General features: G+C 44.8%; 22 protein-coding genes. 16 read left to right on the top strand and 6 right to left on the bottom strand.

Translation table 11 applies throughout. From position 1 onward, the window contains the following. Positions 1–14: 14 nt before the first annotated feature. From ITG12_RS17335 to ITG12_RS17290, 10 genes are all read left to right on the top strand, one after another. Complete coding sequence (locus tag ITG12_RS17335; RefSeq protein ID WP_038867197.1) at positions 15–845, top strand: putative capsular polysaccharide synthesis family protein; 831 nt, start codon at positions 15–17, stop codon at positions 843–845. Continuing rightward, positions 845–1,876, top strand: a complete 1,032-nt coding sequence (locus ITG12_RS17330) for a glycosyltransferase (RefSeq protein ID WP_038867196.1) — start codon at positions 845–847, stop codon at positions 1,874–1,876. Before ITG12_RS17335 ends, ITG12_RS17330 begins: the two co-directional genes overlap by 1 nt. Positions 1,877–1,884: 8 nt before the next feature. Further along, positions 1,885–3,192: an oligosaccharide flippase family protein gene (locus tag ITG12_RS17325; protein ID WP_248874621.1), complete on the top strand. Its 1,308-nt coding sequence runs from the start codon at positions 1,885–1,887 to the stop codon at positions 3,190–3,192. Between the two features lie 2 nt (positions 3,193–3,194). Then, positions 3,195–3,584 carry a VanZ family protein gene (locus ITG12_RS17320; protein WP_038867193.1) on the top strand — a complete coding sequence of 130 codons (390 nt, stop codon included), beginning with the start codon at positions 3,195–3,197 and terminating at the stop codon, positions 3,582–3,584. 97 nt (positions 3,585–3,681) lie between these two features. Next, complete coding sequence (locus ITG12_RS17315; RefSeq protein WP_248874619.1) at positions 3,682–5,082, top strand: serine hydrolase domain-containing protein; 1,401 nt, start codon at positions 3,682–3,684, stop codon at positions 5,080–5,082. Between the two features lie 98 nt (positions 5,083–5,180). Further along, positions 5,181–5,501 (top strand): N(4)-acetylcytidine aminohydrolase, encoded by a 321-nt coding sequence (yqfB, locus tag ITG12_RS17310; protein WP_005432046.1) that lies wholly within the window; start codon positions 5,181–5,183, stop codon positions 5,499–5,501. Positions 5,502–5,551: 50 nt separating this feature from the next. Next, positions 5,552–6,139 (top strand): TetR/AcrR family transcriptional regulator, encoded by a 588-nt coding sequence (locus ITG12_RS17305; RefSeq protein WP_248874617.1) that lies wholly within the window; start codon positions 5,552–5,554, stop codon positions 6,137–6,139. Positions 6,140–6,241: 102 nt separating this feature from the next. Then, the gene (locus ITG12_RS17300; protein ID WP_248874616.1) at positions 6,242–7,273 is read left to right on the top strand and encodes an NADP-dependent oxidoreductase; all 1,032 of its coding nucleotides are present in this window, start codon (positions 6,242–6,244) and stop codon (positions 7,271–7,273) included. Between the two features lie 14 nt (positions 7,274–7,287). After that, positions 7,288–7,905, top strand: a complete 618-nt coding sequence (locus ITG12_RS17295) for a glutathione S-transferase family protein (RefSeq protein WP_248874614.1) — start codon at positions 7,288–7,290, stop codon at positions 7,903–7,905. Between the two features lie 294 nt (positions 7,906–8,199). After that, positions 8,200–9,636: a catalase gene (locus ITG12_RS17290; protein ID WP_009704876.1), complete on the top strand. Its 1,437-nt coding sequence runs from the start codon at positions 8,200–8,202 to the stop codon at positions 9,634–9,636. Positions 9,637–9,831: 195 nt separating this feature from the next. Here ITG12_RS17290 and ITG12_RS17285 read toward each other — a convergent pair whose 3' ends face one another. After that, complete coding sequence (locus tag ITG12_RS17285; protein ID WP_248874612.1) at positions 9,832–10,710, bottom strand: NAD(P)-dependent oxidoreductase; 879 nt, start codon at positions 10,708–10,710, stop codon at positions 9,832–9,834. Positions 10,711–10,826: 116 nt separating this feature from the next. Beyond that, positions 10,827–11,195, bottom strand: a complete 369-nt coding sequence (locus ITG12_RS17280) for a DoxX family protein (protein WP_038881789.1) — start codon at positions 11,193–11,195, stop codon at positions 10,827–10,829. 101 nt (positions 11,196–11,296) lie between these two features. Between ITG12_RS17280 and ITG12_RS17275 the strand changes: the two genes are divergently transcribed. Next, positions 11,297–12,184, top strand: coding sequence for a LysR family transcriptional regulator (locus ITG12_RS17275; RefSeq protein WP_038881787.1), 888 nt, complete (start codon positions 11,297–11,299; stop codon positions 12,182–12,184). A 326-nt stretch (positions 12,185–12,510) separates the two neighbouring features. On the opposite strand, the gene ITG12_RS17270 is transcribed toward ITG12_RS17275, so the two are convergent. Next, positions 12,511–14,382 carry a fructose-specific PTS transporter subunit EIIC gene (locus ITG12_RS17270; protein WP_038870415.1) on the bottom strand — a complete coding sequence of 624 codons (1,872 nt, stop codon included), beginning with the start codon at positions 14,380–14,382 and terminating at the stop codon, positions 12,511–12,513. 233 nt (positions 14,383–14,615) lie between these two features. On the opposite strand from ITG12_RS17270, the gene ITG12_RS17265 reads away from it, so the two are divergent. Continuing rightward, positions 14,616–14,915, top strand: a complete 300-nt coding sequence (locus ITG12_RS17265) for a PTS fructose transporter subunit IIB (protein WP_005441202.1) — start codon at positions 14,616–14,618, stop codon at positions 14,913–14,915. Between the two features lie 12 nt (positions 14,916–14,927). After that, positions 14,928–15,704, top strand: coding sequence for a PTS sugar transporter subunit IIA (locus ITG12_RS17260; protein WP_017819357.1), 777 nt, complete (start codon positions 14,928–14,930; stop codon positions 15,702–15,704). An 8-nt stretch (positions 15,705–15,712) separates the two neighbouring features. Here the strand turns inward: ITG12_RS17260 and ITG12_RS17255 are convergent, their stop codons facing one another. Next, positions 15,713–16,555, bottom strand: coding sequence for an AraC family transcriptional regulator (locus tag ITG12_RS17255; protein ID WP_038881100.1), 843 nt, complete (start codon positions 16,553–16,555; stop codon positions 15,713–15,715). 382 nt (positions 16,556–16,937) lie between these two features. On the opposite strand from ITG12_RS17255, the gene ITG12_RS17250 reads away from it, so the two are divergent. The 3 genes from ITG12_RS17250 to ITG12_RS17240 all read left to right on the top strand — a co-directional run bounded on the left by ITG12_RS17250 (position 16,938) and on the right by ITG12_RS17240 (position 21,292). Continuing rightward, positions 16,938–18,845, top strand: a complete 1,908-nt coding sequence (locus tag ITG12_RS17250; protein ID WP_038881097.1) for a fructose-specific PTS transporter subunit EIIC — start codon at positions 16,938–16,940, stop codon at positions 18,843–18,845. Between the two features lie 77 nt (positions 18,846–18,922). Beyond that, positions 18,923–20,155, top strand: coding sequence for a mannose-6-phosphate isomerase, class I (gene manA / locus ITG12_RS17245; protein WP_038881094.1), 1,233 nt, complete (start codon positions 18,923–18,925; stop codon positions 20,153–20,155). A gap of 201 nt (positions 20,156–20,356) precedes the next feature. Next, complete coding sequence (locus ITG12_RS17240) at positions 20,357–21,292, top strand: ADP-ribosylglycohydrolase family protein (RefSeq protein WP_038881093.1); 936 nt, start codon at positions 20,357–20,359, stop codon at positions 21,290–21,292. A 61-nt stretch (positions 21,293–21,353) separates the two neighbouring features. Here the strand turns inward: ITG12_RS17240 and ITG12_RS17235 are convergent, their stop codons facing one another. After that, positions 21,354–22,265 carry a DMT family transporter gene (locus ITG12_RS17235; RefSeq protein WP_038881090.1) on the bottom strand — a complete coding sequence of 304 codons (912 nt, stop codon included), beginning with the start codon at positions 22,263–22,265 and terminating at the stop codon, positions 21,354–21,356. A gap of 526 nt (positions 22,266–22,791) precedes the next feature. Then, complete coding sequence (locus tag ITG12_RS17230) at positions 22,792–23,448, bottom strand: hypothetical protein (RefSeq protein WP_038881087.1); 657 nt, start codon at positions 23,446–23,448, stop codon at positions 22,792–22,794. Between the last annotated feature and the right edge of the window lie 269 nt (positions 23,449–23,717).

Genomic DNA, 23,717 nt, shown 5'->3' with positions numbered 1-23,717 from the left:
CAAGGATAGGATAAATGAAATATTCAATCTCTCGACAATTTGAAAAAAACCGAGAACTTCAAGCAGACAATTTTGTGTTGGTTTATCAAATGGGCAAAGTAGGTTCGTCCTCAATTGAACACACGTTAGGTGAACGAAAAATCCCGAGTTACCATATTCATACTTTTGATGATCATGAAGAATTCCACATGTATCACAACAAAAAGGACGTAAGTAAGTTCTTTGATTTTAAGAACCGCACCATGTACCGCCTAGTACTCAACAAGCGTAAGCGCATTCTACAAAAGCGTGAACATATTAAGATCGTTACGCTAGTTCGAGATCCTATCGCGACAGTATTTTCTCGTTTTTTCCAAGACTTACACCTCCAATTTATTGAAGGGAAGAAAAATGATGCCATCCATCGAGATATGGATGTTACGTATAAGCACATCGAACATTGTTTCGATAACTACATCAATCTTAACTACTTTGCTAACTGGTTTGATAACGAACTGAAGCGCAATTTCAATATTGATGTTTTACGTCAAGATATTGATAACACGAAACCGTTCTATACATTCGACAATGAGAAAGCGAGTGTCATTCTGATCAAATGTGAGCAACTTAGCTCTCTAGACCAAGAAATCGGTGAGTTTCTTCAGCTTGACAAATTCGTGCTTAAAAACAGCAACGAAGCAAAAAACAAATGGTACTCCAATATCCACCAATACTTTAAAGAACGTTACGATTTCTCAAAGCTTTTCTATATGTATGACCTCCCTTTATACCGCCACGTTTACTCTGAGCAAGAGCGCGAAGCATTCAAAAATAAATGGAAGCAAACACCAGGGACAAAGTCATAATGAAAAAAGTACTACATATTACCGAAGCGTTCGGTGGTGGTGTTCAAACAGCGCTATACAGTTATGTACATTCCTCCCGCGCCGAGCCTTACGAACACTCCTTACTTGCTCGTGCACGCTCAAACGACATGACTAATGAATCCAGTAATCACGTATTCAAGCAAACAAAGTGGGTTGAAGGTGGCTTATGGCAGTTTATGAAAGACGCCAATGCGCTTATTGCTGAATTAAAGCCAGACATTGTTCATTTGCATTCAAGCAAAGCCGGCTTCCTCGGGCGATTCTTGAAACTTGGTCGTTCTCGTCTAGTCTACACGCCACATTGCTATGCATTTGAACGTGAAGATATTTCAAATTTTTCCCGCAACCTCTACAAAACGTTAGAAAAAATATCACTCAATAAGATCGATGTTGTAGCAGGTTGCAGTCAAAGAGAATGCGACCTCGCAGTAAGTATCGGAGCTAAACGTGCGGAACTACTGAATAACTACGTCACTTATAACAGTGAAACACGCGCTAGAAGCCCACAAAAAGACAAGCTAAAACTTGTTGTGCTCGGTCGTGTTGCACCTCAAAAAGACCCTCAGTTTTTGATTGAAACTCTCGCCTCCCTAGAACCAAACCACCTAAACCGAGAGTTCGACATCACTTGGATTGGTGGTGGTGATATTGAGCTCGAAGATCAACTACGTGAGATAGGGATAACGGTCACTGGAATGATTCCACGAAATGAAGTGGTCAACTTGCTAAAAAGTTCAGATATGTATCTGCATACCGCTGCTTGGGAAGGCATGCCTTTGACCATTTTGGAAGCGGCAAAATTACACCTACCTATGGTCATTCGATCAATCGGTGCTACTAAAGATCTTAATTATCCATTCTTAGCACAAACCCCTCAAGACATGGCGAAGCAGCTGACACACTGCATTAATCATTACCATGACATTGACTTCAACCAGTACACGGTCGGTTTAAATGAAGCGTTCAGTGAAGAGAAGCAACGCTTAGCGCTAAACAGTATCTACAGCTAAGGTTTTTTATGCTTCAATCGATTAATCAAAAACTTCAAAACTTGCCAAGTGACAAAAAGCAATTTTTCTCACTTGGTGCTGCAACGGCGATAGTGAAAGCCCTCGCCGCTTTCTTCGCTTTCTTGTTGACCCTCGTGGTTTCAAGATATTCAAACACGACCACATCGGGTCAGTTTTTTTATCTGTTTAACCTTGTCTCATTAGTCGCAATCATTGCTCAGCTCGGTTTTAATATTTCGTTAGTAAAATTCAACGCAATCGCATTTAAAAATCAAAACCGTCACGAGCAGAGTAACAATTACCGAATCGCACTTGCCCGCAGCTTGCTCTTTTGTGTCGCCGTTTGTTCTTTGCTATATCTAGCCTTTACAACATTTCCTGAACAACTCAATACGACTCAAGCCTCGAATTTCTCTTTAGCGCTTGCCATTATTGCGATTCCTCTTCTCGTTATTGGCCAAACCAACAGTCGCGTCCTACAAGCATCAAGAAAAGTCATTACTTCTCTGATTGCATTGCAGCTTGGCGTAAGCTTTCTAATGGTGGCTTTGATTATCTTTGCCAAAGACGTTTATCCAATCAGTACCGACGTGCTAATGGTGTTGTTTTTAGTCGCTACCACCGTAGTCGCTATCCATTCAACATTAAAATGGCTTCGCTCAGGTGAATACCAACACGGAAGTACCAAACATAATCAGGAACTTACCTATTCAGCAAATCAGGTTTGGGTTGGCAGTATTTTCACTAACCTCGTTCAGTGGGGAAGCCTCGTCATTGCGGGCTTTTTTATTTCGACGTCAGATCTCGGTTTACTTGCAGCAGCACAAAGAACCTCATTGTTGATTGGCTTTGTTCTTGTAACCATCAACTTTGTTGTTGCGCCTATGTTTGCCTCACTCTACAAAGAGGGCAAAATGGACCGACTACGCAATCTAAGCCGCCTTGCATGTCGAGCAAACATTGGGGTTGCGATTCTCCCCGTCATCATTTGTGTGTTATTCCCTGAATTCATCATGCAACTGTTTGGTAAAGAGTTTATTGCTGCTGCACCTCTATTATTGGCCTTATCTCTGGGGCAATTGATTAATGTCGCGACGGGTTCCGTTGGTTTCTTACTGTTAATGAGCGGCCATGAAAAGACCATGAAATACATCACCATTGTCTCTGGTGTTATTTCCATTGCGCTACTGATTTTACTTTCAAACGGTTACGGCGTTCTGGGGGCTGCATGGGCTATGGCGATAGGGTTAGCCATTCAAAACTTGGCGGCTCTTTATTTTGTTAAACGTCATCTAGGCTTCTTTCCTGTGGGGTAAATATGACCAATACAATTGCTCGACTAAGCTTCGCTGCGGTACTGTTGTTGACGGTGTCTTTATCACTTTGGAAAAGCTCAGATATAGACCACAGCGTTTATCAAGAACTGGAGAGCTATGTGGGCGGCTCCAGTACATTACACTTTACGTTCAGTCTTTTAATCGGATTTCTCGCCGTATTTAATTTCCCTAAATGGGTAAGCGCAACAAAAGCGGACATGTTTGGCATCCGCCTTCTTATATTATTGCTTTGCATTGTATCGTTAGAAGAGCTCAGCCAGTTGTTTATCGCCACTCGTTCATTCGGTTTTGAAGATCTTAGTACTAACTGGATAGGTATTATCTTGGGCTATTTCTGTGCCAAGTTTATAAAGCTCTTTGCTAATCATTAGCTTTTAGGCCTATTCATCACTCTAAAATGACAAACGACACGCCTGTCCTCCACAGGCGTTATACTCTCTCTATCCTTTCTCCATTCTGTACAGCGCCTTGATTTTAAAAAGAACACTTTCTCGAATTGCATTCAAATCCGCTATTGCCTTAGTTGCTGCGCTCTTGTGCCTAACACAAGTACAAGCACAGGAAGACAAACTCACCGTCATCAACAGTTATATCGACGATCTCTTCACATACAACAAAGCCATGGGCAGCTTCACTATTTTGGATAAAGGTAACGTGGTGTTGGACAAACAAACTGGTTACTCAAACCGTAAAGTTGGTTTATTAGCCAGCAGTGGTTATGTTTCTGCAGACAGCTCAAGCCCATACAAAGTGGCATCTATCTCCAAAACCATGACGGCTACCATGGTGATGCAGTTAATTGAAGCAAATAAGCTTAGTTTGAACACCAAACTGAACGACTTCTTTACTGAGATTAGCAACGCTGAGAACATCAGCATCAGAGATTTGCTCCAACACCGCTCAGGGTTGGTGAACTTTATTGATGAACCCGACTTTCTGAGTTACTACGCAAAGCCTCAAACGCAAGCACAAATGATTGCGAGATTGGCAGCGCTACCCTCTAACTTTCCACCAGGCAGTCAATATGAATACTCAAACGCAAATTACCTTTTGCTAGGCTATATCATTGAAAAAGTGACGGGAAAGAGCTTTGACGAGGTACTCCGCGCTCAAATCACGCAACCATTGAACTTAACGCACACTCAGTATTGCCTTGATCTCAAGGCGTGCGATATTCACATTACGTCTTTCTATTACTGGAACAACGCATGGGTGGCAGTCACACCGCACTGGTCGCCAACCGTAGCAGGTGCAGCGGCGAGCATTACGTCAACAACACTCGATGTTTCTCGGTTTATTCGGGCACTGTTCCAAGGTGAGTTGCTCCCGAAAGAGGCAGTGCAAATGATGTTGAAGGAGTATTTTGGTATTTACAGCCCTGAATACTCGCAACTTGAACACTATGGGCACAATGGCCTCTTGGAAGGTTATCGCTCGTCAATGTTGTACTTCCCCAAACAAGATGTTGCGATAGTCATCTCAATCAATGGACTTCATGAAACTTATGACGACATTGTGAGAAATATTGTCGGTTTGTACTTTGATGAGAAGGTTGAATTGCCAGATTATGACCGCCCAAACATGACAATGAATGAAGGGCAACTTAAGGCCTTCACTGGAACATACAAAGCCTTGGATGGCAAAAAGGTAGTAGAGGTGTTCATTGATGATGGGGCATTAAAAGCTCAGACGGTAGGTCAACCTTCATTTACTTTCATTCCAATGACGGAAAACGAGTTCGAGAACAAAGCTTTCGGCATCATTTTAACCTTCAGCCCTGTCAAAAATGAACAGGGAAAGACCAATAACGTTAAAGCGAAAAGTGGCAATCATACCGAGACCTACTACCGACTACGCTCCTCGAAATAGCAACTCAGCGCAGGTTTCCCCGGTTAGCACTTTTTTGGATATTTTTCTTAAAGGGCGAGATATACTCTCGCCCTATTACATTAATATGAGCATCGGTTATGTCTTCACATCCAACTAAAATCACTTTCTTTGAATTCCTAACTCCACTTATCACTGCGGGTAAAAAGACGATCACGATTCGTGATGAATCAGAAAGCCACTACGTGCCAAACACTGAAGTGGAAGTGTTCACCCTAGAAACAGACCGCAAGGTGTGTGACATCAAAATCCTATCAGTGGCACCACTGAAGTTTGATGACATCAACGAGTTCCACGCAGAACAAGAAGCGATTGAACTGCCAAAACTGAAAGAGCTTATTCGCGAGATCTATCCGAATATCGATGAACTGTATGTGATTGAATACGAACTGATCAAGTAAGATTTACAAATTACTAGACGACTGGTCTAATCGCTTTTATAGTATTGCTCATGAACGCAAAAACGAACGATACACGCCAACACATTCTCGATGTCGGCTACCAATTGGTAGTGACCAAAGGTTTTACGAGCGTTGGGCTCTCAGAACTTTTAAAGGTAGCGGATGTGCCGAAAGGCTCTTTCTACCATTACTTTAAGTCGAAAGAGCAATTTGGTGAGGCATTGATTGAAGATTACTTCTCTCGCTACCTTAAGATGATCACAGCCCACTTTACTGAAAGTGAAGGCTCTGGTTGCGACCGCCTTTTGAGCTATTTCGAACGCTGGATGGCGATTGAAAATGGCCAATGTAACGCCAACAAATGCTTGGTCGTGAAGTTGAGTGCTGAAGTCTCTGATCTTTCAGAAGCAATGCGCGTAAAATTGGCTTCGGGTGCCACTCAAGTGGTGAAAGCCATCGAAGATTGTGTCCAAGCGGGCATTGAAGAGGGCTCAATCCAAGTTGAGTCAGCAGAACAAACCGCCCACTTGATTTACCATCAATGGATTGGCGCAAGCTTACTCAACAAACTGTATCAGGATCGTTCCGGTTTAATGCGTAGCTTTGAGAGCACTCAAAGTATGCTAAAAGGCAAATAACGAACCACACTTAATCCGCCTTATCTTTACCCAAAAAGTACGGCGGATTTTTTAGGAATCAAAACTAGACGACTGGTCTAATAATTAATATAGGAACTTACCATGACCCAAACGCTCAACCGTCAAATCGTATTGGCTAACCGTCCAAAAGGTTCGCCAGTCCCAGAGAACTTCCGTTTAGAACAGGCTGCCATCCCTACCCCGAGTGAAGGTGAAGTGCTTTTACGTAGCGTGTACCTGTCTCTTGACCCATATATGCGCGGCCGTATGAATGAAGGCAAATCCTACGCTGATCCTGTAGAGCTAAACGATGTGATGGTTGGCGGAACCGTTTGTCAGGTGGTGGAATCGAAGAACTCCGACTTCCAAACTGGCGAATGGGTGGTAGCTTACACAGGCTGGCAAGATTACGCGCTATCTAACGGCGAAGGTCTGTTTAAATTAGGCAGCGAGCCGACGCATCCGTCTTATGCCCTCGGTGTGCTTGGTATGCCTGGTTTTACCGCTTATGTGGGGTTATTGGAAATTGGTCAGCCCAAAGCTGGCGATACCCTAGTTGTCGCAGCTGCAACCGGTGCGGTTGGTTCTATGGTTGGTCAAATCGGTAAGCTAAAAGGTTGTCGTGTAATCGGTGTCGCAGGCGGCGCAGAGAAGTGTCAGTACGCAAAAGAGACCCTAGGTTTTGATGATTGTCTTGATCACACCGCAGATGACTTTGCAGAGCAGCTAGCAGCAACATGCGACAAAGGTATCGATGTCTACTTTGAAAACGTAGGCGGTAAAGTCTTTGACGCGGTATTACCTCTGCTTAATGTCGGCGCTCGCGTACCACTTTGTGGTTTGATTTCTCAATACAACGCGACAGCGTTACCTGAAGGTCCAGATCGTATGTCGATGCTGATGGGTAACATTCTGGTTAAACGCATCAAGATGCAAGGCTTCATCATTTTTGACCACTACGAGCAAAGCTACACAAACTTCGTCAAAGATGTAAGCCAATGGCTAGCAGAAGGCAAAATCCACTATCGCGAACATCTAGTAGAAGGTTTAGAAAACGCGCCAGAGGCATTCATCGGTCTACTGGAAGGTAAAAACTTCGGCAAGCTTGTTATTCAAACTAATCAACCTGTATAAGAAAGGATTCTTCCATGATTAAACTGCATCATTTAAACCAGTCTCGCTCAAAACGCATCATTTGGTTGTTAGAAGAATTGGGGGTGGATTATGAGATCGTGCCCTACCTTCGTGACAGCGTCACCTTCCTTGCACCACCTGAGCTCAAGAGCATTCACCCACTCGGCAAGTCACCTGTATTGGAAGATGGCGACGAGATCGTTACAGAGTCTGGTGCTATCACTGAATACTTAATTGAAAAGTATGCAGATGGACGTTTTGCACCAGAGCGTGGCAGCAAAGCTTACACACAGTACATTCAATGGCTGCATTTTGCAGAGAGCTCAGCCATGGTTCCCCTGCTGCTCAAGATGTTTGTAGCTAAAGATGGCGCACAGACCAATTTCCTTGCGGACTACGCCGATGCGGAAACCATGAAAGTCATGAGCTACGTTGATCAAAGCCTAGAAGGGAAAACCTACTTTGTAGAAGAGCGGCTAACAGGCGCGGATTTCATGATGTCTTTTGTCGTCGATGTCCTAAACAAGTTTGGCGTCATTGAGCGCTTCCCAAACATCCAACGTTATGGCGCACAGCTCGCGACTCACCCTGCGTTTACTAAAGCAGAAGAACTTGAAGTGAAATTCGGTTAATCGAGTTGAGGCCTTCTCAAACCGTTGAGAATTTCTGTCTATTTCAAGGATCTTTGAAATAGACAGAAATCATTCACACTAAACATGCCTGAATACCATTTATAATCCACGCGACAAATAATGTTAATTGACACAAAGCCATTAATTAACAACCACTTAAAGCATAGGTGACACCTATCACACTGATTGCTAATAACAGTTTTTTTCTTCTCAATTACAGCGTTATTCTCCTCGCATAACTTTCGGATTCATCCAAAAGACAAGATTTATTATCACTATTGCAAGGAAATTCAAATGAGCAAGAAATTGACTACAGCAGCAGGTTGCCCTGTCGCACATAACCAAAACGTTATGACTGCAGGTCCTCGTGGCCCTCAACTATTACAAGACGTTTGGTTCCTTGAAAAATTGGCACACTTTGACCGCGAAGTGATCCCTGAGCGTCGTATGCACGCAAAAGGTTCTGGTGCTTACGGTACGTTCACAGTAACGCACGACATCACAAAATACACTCGCGCTAAAATCTTCTCTGACATCGGCAAAAAAACAGAACTATTCGCTCGCTTCACTACTGTAGCCGGTGAGCGCGGTGCAGCAGACGCAGAACGCGACATCCGTGGTTTCGCACTAAAATTCTACACTGAAGAAGGTAACTGGGACTTGGTTGGTAACAACACACCAGTATTCTTCCTACGTGACCCACTAAAATTCCCAGACCTAAACCACGCAGTAAAACGCGACCCTCGCACTAACATGCGTAGCTCTACCAACAACTGGGATTTCTGGACATCACTACCAGAAGCATTCCACCAAGTGACTATCGTCATGAGTGACCGTGGTATCCCAGCTTCTTACCGTCATATGCATGGTTTTGGTAGCCACACGTTCAGCTTCATCAACGCAGAAAACGAGCGTTACTGGGTGAAATTCCACTTCAAAACTCAGCAAGGCATCAAAAACCTAACTGACCAAGAAGCAGAAGCAATCGTAGGTAAAGACCGCGAAAGCCATCACCGTGACCTTTACGAAGCGATTGAGCGTCAAGACTTCCCTAAATGGAAGATGTACGTACAGATCATGCCTGAGCTAGAAGCGGATGAAGTCAACTTCAACCCATTCGACCTTACACGTGTATGGTCTCAAAAAGATTACCCACTGATCCCAGTTGGTGAGTTCGAACTGAACCGTAACCCAGAAAACTTCTACGCAGAAGTTGAGCAATCAGCGTTCAACCCAGCTGCAGTAGTACCTGGTATCGGCTTCTCTCCAGATAAGATGCTACAAGGTCGTTTGTTCGCTTACGGCGATGCTCAGCGTTACCGTCTAGGTGTGAACCACCATCAAATCCCAGTGAACGCACCTCGTTGCCCTGTTCACAGCTACCACCGCGATGGCGCAATGCGCGTTGATGGCAACTTTGGTTCAACACTAGGTTACGAGCCAAACTACAAACAAGAATGGGCAGAGCAACCAGATTACTCTGAGCCACCTCTACGCATCAACGGCAACGCTGATCACTACGATCACCGTGTAGACGAAGACTACTTCAGCCAAGCGGGTGACCTATTCCGTCTGATGAGTGAAGAGCAACGTCAAACTCTGTTCGACAACACAGCTCGCGCAATGGACGGTGTGCCAGAGTTCATCCAACAGCGCCACGTTCAACATGCATACCAAGCAGACGAAGCGTACGGCAAAGGTCTTGAGATTGCGCTAGGCTTAAACAAGTAAGCAAACGCGGTAATCATCACACTGTGTGATTAAAAGACATAAAAAAGGAGGTGCCCAACAGCACCTCCTGATTTCAAATCACTAATCCTTAATCACTAGCCACAACCAATGCTCAAGGAGATTCATTATGATTAACTTAGATTTCTTTAAGCTCTTTGATACCAAAGAACTGTTTATCTATTACTGATTCATCAACTACTGATTTTTAGCTACCGCTTTGATCAGTACTGATGTATCCATGCGACCTAAACCATCACGTTGAAGGTCTGCATACTGCTCATCCACTTTCTTAGTCAGTGGAAGTTCTAGACCCACTCGCTCTGCTTCTTGCAGACAGAAACCCAAGTCTTTGCGCATCCAATCAATAGCGAAGCCAAAATCGAACTTGTCTTCCGCCATGGTATTTGCGCGGTTTTCCATCTGCCAAGAACCTGCAGCGCCATGCTTCAACGTTTCTACAACTTGAGCGATGTCCAAGCCTGATTTTTGTGCCAGCAGCAAAGCTTCACTCAGACCTTGTAAGATACCACCAATACAGATTTGGTTTACCATCTTACAACGTTGACCCTGACCGTTTTCACCCAGTAGCGTCATCTGCTTCGCGTACACATCCATCGCTGGAGACACACGATCAAAAATGTTTTGTTCACCACCACACATGATGGTTAGAACACCATTTTCTGCGCCCGCTTGACCACCAGAAACTGGCGCATCAATGAAGTGATTGCCGTATTTAACACACGCTTCAGCCAGCTCAACCGCTAGGTCTGCAGAAGTCGTCGTGTGGTCCACTAACACTGCATCCGCTTTCAAGCCAACCAGAATGCCTTCTTCACCGTAAACAACGCTACGAACATCATCATCATTACCCACACAGGTAAAAACGATGTCACAGCCTTCTGCCGCTTCTCGTGGTGTTTCACAAGCCACACCTTGGTATTCTTCAGCCCACTTGTCGGCTTTCGCTTTTGTGCGGTTGTATACTTTGGTTTCATAGCCCGCTTTACTTAGGTAACCAGCCATTGGGTATCCCATCACACCCAGACCAATAAATGCTACTCTTAGTTTTTCCATTGCAAGCCTCCTTGAATTCGAAATACGTTATGTTTTGAAACTATTACTATTTGAAACAGTTAATATTTGAAACATGTTACTAAAGATTTCAGAACATTACTTGCAATAATTTCGTCTTAAATAAGCGCAACAAACTCAATCAAAGGCGAAGCCACCAAAAGTGATAATAAAAGCGTCACAATGGACGGAATCGCATCTTTGCAAGTATCAAAACGAAAATGGAAAAACATCGCACTAACTGAGGTGAAAACAATAAAACTTGCACCTATCGCACTTAACAAGTTGTTCGTCGATAACAAGCCAATTAACATCAAAATTGCACCCGTTACTTCAACCAGTCCAACCAAAAACATAGCGGCACGGTTCAACCCATATTTATGAAAGAAAGCGAGCTGTGGCTCAAAAATCGGTTTCACCCAACCAATGATTTTGATAGAACTGGCAAACAAGAAAAACGCGATTAATACCCCTTGAATAAACACTATGACTTTAACTCCCCAACAGATGATGGAAGTATTAAAGCATTCCACTTAAAACTTAAGGAGAGTAGTATTTAGCTACTTACCATTCCAAATAGGAATGCATCATGGATAAATTTGATTGTTTGAAAGTCTTTTCTCGTGTCGCTCAGTTAGGTTCATTTACTGCCGCGGCTAACGAACTCAATACCACTCAGAGTGCGGTGAGCAAGAAGATCGCCTGGCTTGAGAGTGAAGTCGGTATCACCTTGTTTCATCGTCATGCTCGCGCTATCAGCTTAACTTCTGGTGGAAAACAATATCTCGAGCTGGCGCAGACACTCACAGAACAAATGGATTCCTTCGAGTCGCAGCTTAGACAAGAGCAAGCGTCGGTCTCTGGCGAGCTCAAGCTTTCAGTGCCGAGTGCGTTTAGCGTTCGCTTGTTATCTGCGCCACTGAATGAGTTTCTCAACCAACATCCAGAGCTTAGCGTTGATGTGTCAGTTTCGGACAAGTTTGTCGATTTAGTTGAAGGCAATGTTGATATCGCGATTCGTGCCGCCTACCTGAAAGACTCGGGGTTAAAAGCGCGTTGGTTGATGGATAACGAACTGGTTTACTTCGCCTCTCCAAGCTACCTCGACAAGCGCGACCCTATTCTTAGTGCAAACGATTTGTGTAAGCACTGCTGCTTAACCTACTCACTCTCCAATCCGTCTAACCTGTGGCGTTTTAGCGATGGAAATGAAACCATTAAAGTCAAAGTGGAAGAACAGGTTCGAAGTGATAGTCCTGAGATGTTGGTGCAAATGGCGAAGCTTGGGCAAGGCATCGCTGCAATGCCAAAATGGATGGTAGAACAAGAGCTCAACAATGGTGAGTTAATTCAAGTATTAACGCAATATCAATCAGTTAAGCTACCAATGTACATGGTTTACAAAGATAGTGAGTACCAACCTCAGCGCATTCGCACTTTCATTGATTTCTTGGTTAAGCACTTTTCTCAGGGGTAAAAAAAGCTCCATCAAAAATGATGGAGCTAACTAGCAGATAGCCTTAATTGGGATTATCCCCAAGTGACTTCAATATGCAGTATTCAGAGCTTGGTCACTGACTCGAGTTCGAGGAAAACATCGCAGCGTAATAGTGATCTATTTCCAAGGTGTTTGACAAAGAAATCGCTTCAGTGACAAGCTCCCGAAGGGCGAGTTGATTTGGTTTGCATACTTTGTTAAAGATTTTTGATTTAGCACCACTAGAACTTCAAATCGTTGCCTCGTCTGAAAACCAAATCATTCTCGCTGAACCATGCATATCGAGGTTACTTGGGGATATGTACTTAAGGGATTCTTTTCGCCTGCAACAGTGCTGCTGCATTTAGCATCGCGTCTTTAGTACTGACATCCAGCACCTTCATTTTTCTAAAGCGTTCCGGCTCTTTGATGGCGACATCGTGAGCGAAGATAACAAACCTCGCCTTGGCGATATCTTTGTCAGTGATTCGGTTAATGATGCCGTTCGCCCCTTGCGTTTCGACCTTGATCTTAATGCCTAACGCACAGGCGGCTTTCTCTAATGACTTCGCCGCTAAGAAGGTATGTGCCACACCTGATGGACAAGACGTCACGGCAAGAATATCTGCCTCACCCTCACCTTGCACAGACGTGTAAGCTTGAGATTGACCAACCGGACTGTCGTCTTCTGTGACCGTCTTCTTAAGCGCAATAACAATCAATGCTGTGGTAAACGAGCCTGCGATTGTGCCAACTATGTAGCCAATCTTGCCATCAACGACTGGCAGTACAATCCAGCCGCCCCACGGAGCGTGGTTAATCACATGGAACATAAAACCAATCACGTTACCGACAATACCACCAGCAACTATCGCAGGCAGTACGCGAGCTGGGTCACCGGCAGCAAACGGAATCGCCCCTTCACTGATGCCAATCATACCCATGATACCCGCGGCTTTACCCGCCTCACGCTCATCACGTTTAAACTTACTTGGCGATAGGAAAGTCGCTAACGCCATGCCCAGAGGCGGGGTACAAATCGCGATACCGACGCCACCCATTAGCCACGGTTGCGTATTTACCTGTGTTTGAGCAAACAAGGTCGCCACTTTGTTGATAGGGCCGCCCATGTCAAACGCGGTCATTGCGCCCAGTACGGTGCCCAACATCACTTTGCCAGAGCCCGCCATACCTGTGAGCACATCGTTCATGGTCGTCATTGCGCTGGCGATAGGTGAACCAATCACCCACATCACTGCGCCACAGGTGACAAACGTACCAACCAGTGGGTAGATAAAGATAGAGCCGAGCGAACTCATGCTGTCCGGCAATTGAATCTTCTTCAGTAGCCAAACCACAAAGCCGGCGAAAAATCCGACGACAATCGCGCCCAAGAAGCCGGTGTTGTAGTGACTAACCGCAATCCATGAGCCAATCATACCCGGAGCCAGACCCGGCTTATCCGCAATCGAATAGGCAATGTAACCACCCAATACCGCAGTAAAGAGCGTCAAGCCTGCGATACCCATCTCAGCGATATCTGCCAGAATCCCCTCTTCCGGAACACCTCCATGACCTGAAATCATCACAGACAGAGACAGCAATACGCCGCCCGCGACAATAAACGGAATCATATGAGAGGTGCCAAACAGTAAGTGTTCTTTCATTCTGCCGAGCTTTTGCGCCCAAGGGCTGAGTGGCTCAGATGCAAACTCTAAAGGATCGATACCAGAGTCATTCGTGTTCGATTGAATATCAGTAAGTAGCTCGCGCGCTTCCTCCACCGACTCCGCCGCTTTTAACTTGTTAACGAAACCATCTTCAATGATTTTGGTGGAAATTTGTGCCAAGACTTCGATGTGATGATGGTCATCCCCATCCGGAGAAGCCAGCATAAAAAATACGTCAGACAGTTCGCCGTCATCGGCACCGTAATCAATCCCTTTTCGGCTGATGCCCACTGCGACTGCGGGTTTAGCGACCGCATTACTTTTGGCGTGAGGAATGGCAATACCCTCGTCAAAGCCGGTATTGCCAATCTCTTCTCGTTTCCAAATGTCCGCCAAGAACTGACTTTTGCTAGTGAGCTTGCCCGCCGCGTCCAACAATTCGACGAGCTCTTTGAGCGCTTCATCTTTGGTTTGAGCCTGCAAATCCAAGCAAATGGTTTCCGGCTCAATAAGGTTTAATATGTCCATTGTTTGTACCTTGCAATGTTCACGCTCGAGAGTCATGAGTTATTTATTCCATCTATGACTGTGTACAGAGTAACCAACACTCGTCCTTTCCAATACAGGACAAAAAGTGCATTAACTGGATTAATGTAACATGAGATTTAAACTGTGATAGAGCTCTTGCGATTATCTGCTTTAAATCCATCCTTCCGACGGTCACTATGCTAAAATCCACAAAAAAATAAAGTGGATAGAACATGAAGATCGTAGCGGTGACAGCGTGCCCTACAGGCATCGCTCATACTTATATGGCGGCAGATGCACTAATGAAAGCTGCGCCTAAGCATAACGTACAAATTAAGGTTGAGACGCAAGGCGCGATGGGTATTGAGAATCAGCTCACTCCCCACGATATTGCACAAGCGGATCGTGTCTTAATTGTGTCCGATATTGAGATTGAACAACCAGCTCGCTTTGAAGGCACCAACAAAGTCCAAATCCCTATTGAAGACGTGTTACTTAATGTCGATAAAGTGTTCCTTGTACACTGTCGATGATACGCTGTGCTGATGAACGAATACCAGATCACCTTTTTTGTCGATGATATCAATGCCAGTGCTCACGTAGCGCAGCCCCTTAATCGCGTCGCCAAAAAGTTCAAAAGCACATTACACATCATCAACATAACCCAAAATCGCGTTGCTGAGCTCACTAAGTCAATCGCGGTTTTACAAGTTGGCTTGCAGCAAGGCGACTTGTGTCAAATCACGGCTATTGGTATTGATGCCGAGCTTGCCTGTTTCGTTATCAAAGATATGATTGCTGAGAACTTTACCGTTGTGGGTTCTCACATCAACTACGAGTTCTCAAGCCAACTTGCTGAGCGTCTTCCGCAAATCTGCCCGCCTTGTGAAATTAAATGGCATTACGCCAAAGCGCACACTGAACTCACCAAATTTGAGTGCTTGAAAGGGCTAGCGCAACTGATTCATCCGATTCACCCAGACGAACTCATTCTCGCCTTTATCAAACGCGAAGAACGATCCTCAACCGCAGTAACACCGGGCATTGCTCTACCACATGTCATGTTCGAAGGTGTGGACCACATCTCTGTTGCGGTTATCGCTAACGAGATTCCGATGGATTGGGCATCAAAAATGGGGGAAGTGCATCTTGCTATCGCATTAGTAATGCCAGCGAAACCGACTCGCGAACACATCATTGCGGCAACCAACTTAACCCGTAACCTGCTGACCGACCAAATGGCTGAGCGTTTACTGCTAACAAAAAGCAGCGTCGACTTGCAGGCGCTTCTGATGTACGCCATGTCGAGGCTGCTTGCTTAGGATCTGTTCTAGATTGAACCGCGATATTCCGTTGGCGTTCTGCCCGTGCGGTTCTTAAAGACTCGGCAGAAGTAGTTCACATCTTTGAATCCACAGCGCACCGATACCTCATTCAACTTAAAGTTGTATTTCTTGAGCATAAATTTTGCGCGGTCTACTCGTACCCACGTAATGTAATCGGCTAGCGTCATGTGACCTTGCTGACGGAACAAACGCGATAAATGGTTAGAAGAGATGCTGAACCTCGACGCAATACTGTCACGTGTAATTGGGCGGTGAAAGTTCTCTTGGATGTAGATACAAATGCCCTGATACAGATCTTGCACTCGGCTGTGCGCCTGCGTCTCTATAGGTGCATCTAACATCGACTTAGCGTATTGCAACAAGGCTTGTAGCAACAACTCATCCATTGGCTTCTTATTACACTCACGAGCTAATGAACTCAGTGCTTCCAAGATATTATCAATGGCAAATCCAGAACGAGTTTGAATACTGTGCTTTTGGATATCGTAAAAGCTCGCTTCCCCTTTACGTTTGGACACGAGACTCAAACCCAATTGACGGCGACCGAAGAGAATACTTAATACCGAGCAATCTGTATCCCAGTCAGGTTTATTCCAACAGTTAGGCGGAATAAATATCGCATCACCGCTTTTCGCCACGATATGCGTCACTTTGCGATCATGACTTTCCATTTCATTAATATATTCACCAGACAAGACCAATTCTAATCGAGGGAAGTTAACCTGATAGCTAAATTCAGGTGGTGTATGAAAATCACCAGCAAACCATATATTATGGAATGGTTCTCGCTCGTTTAATACTGATGAAATCAAATCATGAAAAATCATTTTACGTACTCTTAAACACGCATCCATGATGCTATACCTATAGATATACACCCTACTGGATTTTTGTGCTATTGAGCAAAATCACACTTCCACTTTAACGTTACAAAAATTCAGTTAACGCATCAATTATCCAGTCTAGAAAATCATCAACAAAGTCTTCAAACCCTTATATATGGGAGCAATAACACATTTCACTTATGGTTCATCGACTTCCACATAATGTCACAGATATGCAGTAAGTTTATCCAGTAGACGATCTACATCACACTCTAGTCGGGCGGTTACAATCATCCAGTAAATGCATTTTTTCTTCACTACTGTCTCCGCTTGGTTAATTTCAAAATACCCCTGAAATAAAAATTATATTTATAGGGGTTCGACAATGATCACCAAACTAATAAATGAAGACTTGATTAAGCTTGATCTTCAAGCGACTTCAAAAGAAGACGTATTTAAAGAACTGGTTGCAGTTCTACACGCCCAAGGTCGTATTTCAGACCAAGAGCAATTTCTTGCAGATATAAAAGCACGTGAAGAGTTAGGTAATACCGGATTTGAGGATGGCGTTGCTATCCCACACGCGAAAAGTGCCGCGGTTCTTGAACCAGCGGTTGTGATCGGCGTAAGCAAATCAGGTATCGAATACGGCGCTGAAGACGGTTTGCCTTCAAAACTGTTCTTCATGATCGCTTCTCCAGACGGCGGCGATAACCACCATATCGAAGTTCTTGCAGAGCTGTCTTCAAAACTGATTGAAGATGGTTTCATTGATGCATTCTTAGGTACAGCAAACAGCCAAGACGCACTGGCACTCCTACTTGCTAAAGAAGAGCCGCAAGCAGTGACAGACGCACCAGCAAACCAAGGCTTCATCATTGGTGTTACTGGTTGTCCTGCGGGCGTTGCACACACTTACCTAGCGGCAGAAGCGCTAGAGAAAGGTGCAGCAGCGATGGGTTACGAAATCAAGGTTGAAACGAACGGTTCAATCGGTGTGAAAAACAGCCCAACCGCAGAAGAAATCGAACGTGCAGACGCAATCATCGTGGCATGTGACAAACAAGTCGACATGAACCGCTTTGCGGGCAAACGCGTGGTTAAAACCAACGTAAAAGCACCTATCCGCGATGCACAAGGTCTGATTAACGAAGCGTTAAGCGCTCCAGAATACCAAGCAGAAGCAAGCAGCAATGCACAAGCGTCTGTTGCAAACAAAGCCTCTCAGGCTCGCTCGGACCTCTACCGCTACTTGATGAACGGTGTATCACACATGATCCCATTCGTTGTAACAGGTGGTCTGTTGATTGCACTTGCTCTTGCAGTCGGTGGTCAGCCAAGTGAAGCGGGCATGGCAATTCCTGAAGGCAGCATGTGGAACCAAATCCTCAACGTAGGTGTGGTTGCCTTTACGCTGATGATCCCAATCCTAGCGGGTTACATTGCTTACGCGATTGCTGACCGTCCTGCTCTAGCTCCTGGCTTGATCGGTGGTTGGATTGCAAACAACGGTTCTTTCTACGGTGCAGACGCAGGTACAGGCTTTATCGGTGCCATCATCGCTGGTCTGCTTGTGGGTTACTTCGTGAAGTGGATTACGTCGATTAACTACCACAAATTCATTCAACCTTTGGTGCCAATCATGATTGCGCCAATCACAGGTTCGCTATTCATCGCTGGTCTTTTCATCTTCGTTATCGGCGCGCCAATCGCAAGCCTAATGGACGGTCTGACTGCACTACTAACAAGCATGAGTACAGGTAACGTCGTTCTACTAGGCATCGTACTTGGTGGTATGGCTGGCTTCGATATGGGTGGTCCATTCAACAAGGTCGCGTTCCTATTCTCTGTGGGCATGATTGCGAGCGGTCAAACTCAATTTATGGGTGCGATGGCGTGTGCAATCCCTGTTGCACCTCTAGGCATGGCACTGGCAACGGCGCTTGGTCGTAAGTTCGACCTGTTCGAAGAATCAGAAACCGAAGCGGGCAAAGCAGCTGGTGCAATGGGTCTGGTTGGTATCTCTGAGGGTGCGATTCCGTTCGCAGCGCAAGATCCAATGTCAGTGATTCCTGCAAACGTACTTGGCTCAATGGTAGCGGCAGTAATGGCGTTCTCATTCGGCATTACCAACAGTGTTGCTCACGGCGGTCCAGTTGTGGCTCTACTTGGCGCGATGAACCACCCAGTACTTGCTCTGATTTGTATGGCAGCTGGCGCAGTAGTTACCGCAGTAACGTGTGTAACTCTGAAGAAAGTTCGCAAAGCAAAAATGATGCAAGCGGCCGCTTAATCACCCCTACCCCCAAATGGCTCCTATGGCTTGGGCAATGTCGCCCAAGCCATGATTTTCTCTCATGGTGACACTCTATGTCTGATTTAACGATGTCCGATACACAAACGATTCAAACTCAAGCTAAGCATCAGATGTTTTTCCTGATGAACAACGTGATTCAAAACTACGCTTGGGGCAGTACTACTTCTGTTAACCAACTGTTTGGCATTGAAAACCCAACGGGCGAACCACAAGCAGAAGTATGGATGGGCGCGCATCCAAACGGTTGCTCATTGGTGATGGTAAACGGTGAGGAGACCAAGCTCTCTTCACTGATTGCTCAAGACATGAATGCCTTTCTGAGTGAAGAAGTCACAAACCGTTTTGGTGAACTTCCATACCTGTTTAAAGTGCTTGCCGCTGAGAAAGCGCTGTCGATTCAGGTCCACCCAAACAAACAACAAGCAGAGCTAGGTTTTGCACTGGAAGAAAAACAAGGCATCCCCTTAACCGCTGCAAACCGCAACTACAAAGATCCAAACCACAAACCGGAATTGGTTTACGCGCTAACCCAATACCAAGCGATGAATGGCTTCCGCCCAACAAGTGAAATCATCAGCTTCTTCTCTGAGCTGGCAATTCCTGAGCTACAAGGCCTGGTGGATGACCTTATCGCAAACCAGACGCCAACAGGCTTGGCGACCTTCTTCTCGGGTCTACTATCACTAGAAGGTGAACAGAAAGAGATGGCGTTGACGGTGCTATTGGCTCAAGCTCGCATCACCGACTTACCTCTGTTCAACCTTATTCTTGAGCTAGAGAAGCAATACCCTGGCGATATTGGTTTGTTTGCACCACTGATGCTTAATGTCATTACCCTACAACCGGGCGATGCCATGTTCTTAGATGCAGAAACGCCACACGCTTACTTAAAAGGTACGGGGCTTGAGATCATGGCGAACTCAGACAACGTACTGCGCGCGGGTCTGACACCAAAATACATGGACGTGAAAGAACTTGTTGCATGCACACGTTTCAACGAGAAGCCGTTCGACAGCCTATTGCTCGCACCAAACGAAATCGACGACATGTTGGAATACCCTATTCCCGTGGATGATTTCAAATTCGCCATCGTTAAGCAAGCTCACCAGCGTACTCTTGAAGTTCAAACCGCTGAGATCCTTATGCCTCTGGATACCAAACTTGTGCTGACTCACGCAAACGGCGAAACATGCGAAGTTGAAAAAGGACAATCAGTTTTCATTCCGGCTTACGCAAAACAGGTTACTTTGGATTGTGAAGGTCGCGTCGCACGCGCTTACAGTTAATCGTTATTGTTAATAGTACGCAACTAAAACCAACGCCTCGCCACTCGCGGGGCGTTTTGCTTTTAACCTTAGTCTTTTTAACCCTAGTAAAGCAATGGTTAATTGAGCACTATAGTCTTGATCCAAAAAAGAAAAATTTCCCTACAAAACCAAGAAACTGTGTAAGACTTATTGAGTAGCCCTGTTGACAAAGGTGGCAAGATGACTCATAGAAACGCTCGCTCTCTTCATGCCATTATCGGCGCACTCGTCGGTGATGCAGCATCTCTCGGATTTCATTGGCTTTACGATCAAGAACTCGTCAGGCAGTTTGGTTCTCCACATCCGGAATTTCATCAACCTAACCGAACTGAATACCATGACAAAGGTTATTTTGCCCACGGTAGCAAGCGAGTCGGTGATCTCACCCACTACGGCGCACAGCTTGTTGCCATGTTAGACGCTCTGGTTCAAACCGGACACTACGACGAGGCGCGTTACATTCGCTCCTTTCGAGAATGGTTTGATTTTGGTGGTAAATGGCAGGGCTATACAGACAAACCGACAAAGCAAACACTGCTCAACATTCATGCATTAGAAGACAAAGAACTGCGCGTAACTTTGTGCGGGGCTGACGACACTCAGAACACAGCATTATCCAAGCTTCCGCCTTTGGTGGCTTTTCATTCCGATGATGACAAACTCGCTAAATTGGTCGATTCCGCCGTGCGGGTTACCAATAACAACGACACCGCAGTTATGTATGCCCAAGCTATCGCAGTGATGATTCAGATGGCGTTGCAAGGCGCTGCGCCCAAAGCGTGTGTGATGGCAGCTCAGACGGTTTCTCCAAAGATTGCTAACAATATTCAACGTGCAGAATCGATGAGCGGCAGAAGCGCCACCAGCGTTGCGGAGTCCGTTGGGATGCATTGCGGTTTAGACGCTTCATTTGTGGTGATTTGTCATTTGTTGATGAACTCAGAAAGCTACGAAACCACCATGCGTGAGAACATTTACTGTGGCGGCGATTCAAGTGGACGAGCTATTCCGCTCGGTGCCATTCTTGGGGCAAGTTACTACGACTCACCAATGTCGATTCCAAATCACTGGATGGATAAAACCGCACTACCTCGCCGTTTACTGCAGTGTTTATAAAAGAAGGGGATGTTGCGGATTCAGGGCAAAAAAGAGGCCCATGAGAGCCTCTTGCTATGCGTTACTCGGCGGGTACTGCCACTGAGCGGAACTTGAAAAGCTTCTTAGGAGCTTTGGTTAACAAAATGCCAAACATAAGAGGTAGCATTAAGATAATCGACTGCTCTGAAAGCATCTCTCCATTAATAAACGCGGATAGGAATAACGCGACCAAAGGGAAAATCAGAAAACAAATCGAAGCTTGAAACGGTGTCGAAACCTGACCAAGTTTAAAGTAAGCCACAATACCGCCAACACTTGCTACAAAGCCAAGATAAACCACCGCTAGAACTGAGTCGTAAGTAAACGCCAATACATCAATTTGCTCAAAGGCTGCTGATAAAGCAAATAGTAGAAGAGAAGCAATAAAACAAGGCAGTGCATTATAAGTCAGCACCTGAATGTCCTTACAGTATTTTTGAACTAGCACATACATCACTGCATGCATTGCCACCGCGAGAGCTAATGACATCGTACCCAGTAAGTAATCTTCCCCACCCAGTTGCATCTCGTTGCCCAAAATCAGACAAAGACTTACCACTGCCGTCAACAAGCCAAACACTTGGTGACGCGCTAAACGCAGCCCTAAAAACAGGCCAGACATTAGCATCACCGCAACCGGCATGTTGGCAAAAATAATCGATGCAAGACCCGATGAGATGTATTGCTCTCCGTAAATCATCAGAGTAAACGGCATCGCAAAGTAGAAAACAGCCACGATAAAAATCCAATGACGTTTACCCTTTGGGAACATCAAAGGTTGTTTGAATGCTTTTGCCATCACAAACAGCAAAGGCGCAGCAAGGAAAAAACGCATACCTGTGGCAAGAACAGGGGGAATAGAGTGCAATGCGACTTCCATTGCGAACCAAGTGGTTCCCCAGATCAAACACACGGATAGAAAGAGTACAGCAGTAAAAGATTTTGAATTCATGACGACGACTTACTTAAAACATTTAATATTCACTGGCTTGTTTCACCAGATTGACGTGCCACATTTTAAAAACTTCCATCTAGAAATGTTTTACCATTTACAAACACTATTTAAATAGATATGGAAATTTATTCTACAAAAGCCTTAATTAGAGAAAATTTACTCCACAAAAAAGACACATGGCAATGTCATTGTTTTATTTGTGGTTTTAGAAAGCTATAAAGTGTGCGATCCAAGTTGAGCGCAGTAAATCGTTCTAAATGGAGTTTATCCTTCATAAATCACATGTACTAACCACTCCATCACCTTAACGGCGTAGTAGTGTGATGGCTGACAATATATATAACCAATAGCATATAATTCTTTAGCAATCCTTAACGCTCTGACTGAGCCAATGCAGGCTAGGGTATTTTTTAGGGTTCGCACAGACAAGTAAAGCTGTCAGAGAGTCTCAGCAAAGTTAAAAATGCACCAGTCATTAACTGGTGCATAAAGCGAAAGGTTGAATACTGACTAATCTAAAAGACTATAGAGATTCAAAGCCAACACTAGCTTCCGTATAGCCTTTTCTTTCTGAGTTGTAGTCGATAGCAACATTCAAGTGACCTGATAGTTCACCTTCTGCGGCATAAACTGGGCAAGTTGCAACATGCGAAAGGTACGTTGCCTCTGTCGGCTTCATAAAGTAGTAAATTTGCTGCAACTCACACTCACCTACGCTCTTACCAGATGACTGAAGACTTGCTCTTTGCTGATGAAAGTTAGGAGCAGCATCTAAAAGGTAGCTTGGTGTTAGCGTGTAGATATGAGTCTGATAGATATCGGTAAACTCGTGGCCCGCTTTGTACATTTGGCTGCCCATATCGTAAACGACGTTTAAGTGCCAATAAGCAATTTCGGATTCATCCGTAACTTGCGCACCAGGTTTTGAGTACATACAAGTAATCTGGCTATGTGGGGTTTCCATATCTTGATCAGCCATGTGGCCTCTCTTGATAGACTGGATACCACAACGATGCAGCGTAAAACCAGAAGACGCCATACGATCATGGACTTGATGAGCAGATTCAAACTTTGTATGTACTCCCTCAGGCGTGCTACTGGTGATATCAACTGAGTTGTTGGCATGAGCTTGTAGGCTAATACCAGCGATGAAGACGACTGCAACTTTTATATTTTTCATAGTAATGTTCTATTCTCCTCATTAGATTCGAGAGGGAAACTAACTCACTAAACAAATATGAAACAACTTTAATATAAAAATTTGTGATATTAGATCCATATATCAGGACTAAAATTACCACAAAATCATATAAAACCCTTTTTATTCATATAATTAACAGCAAATCAACTCAGTAAAAGCCTGTTTTATTCTCCCTTCTAGAACGAACGCTTGCCAAATGTGCTTAAACTTTATTTTACTTTCATAGTCTGCTTACAATGAAAGATAAC

Source organism: Vibrio sp. ED002 (assembly GCF_023277445.1).
Classification (GTDB): domain Bacteria; phylum Pseudomonadota; class Gammaproteobacteria; order Enterobacterales; family Vibrionaceae; genus Vibrio; species Vibrio jasicida.
Note: the sequence above shows the minus strand (reverse complement) of the source record. Positions and strands in the feature narration are given on the sequence as shown.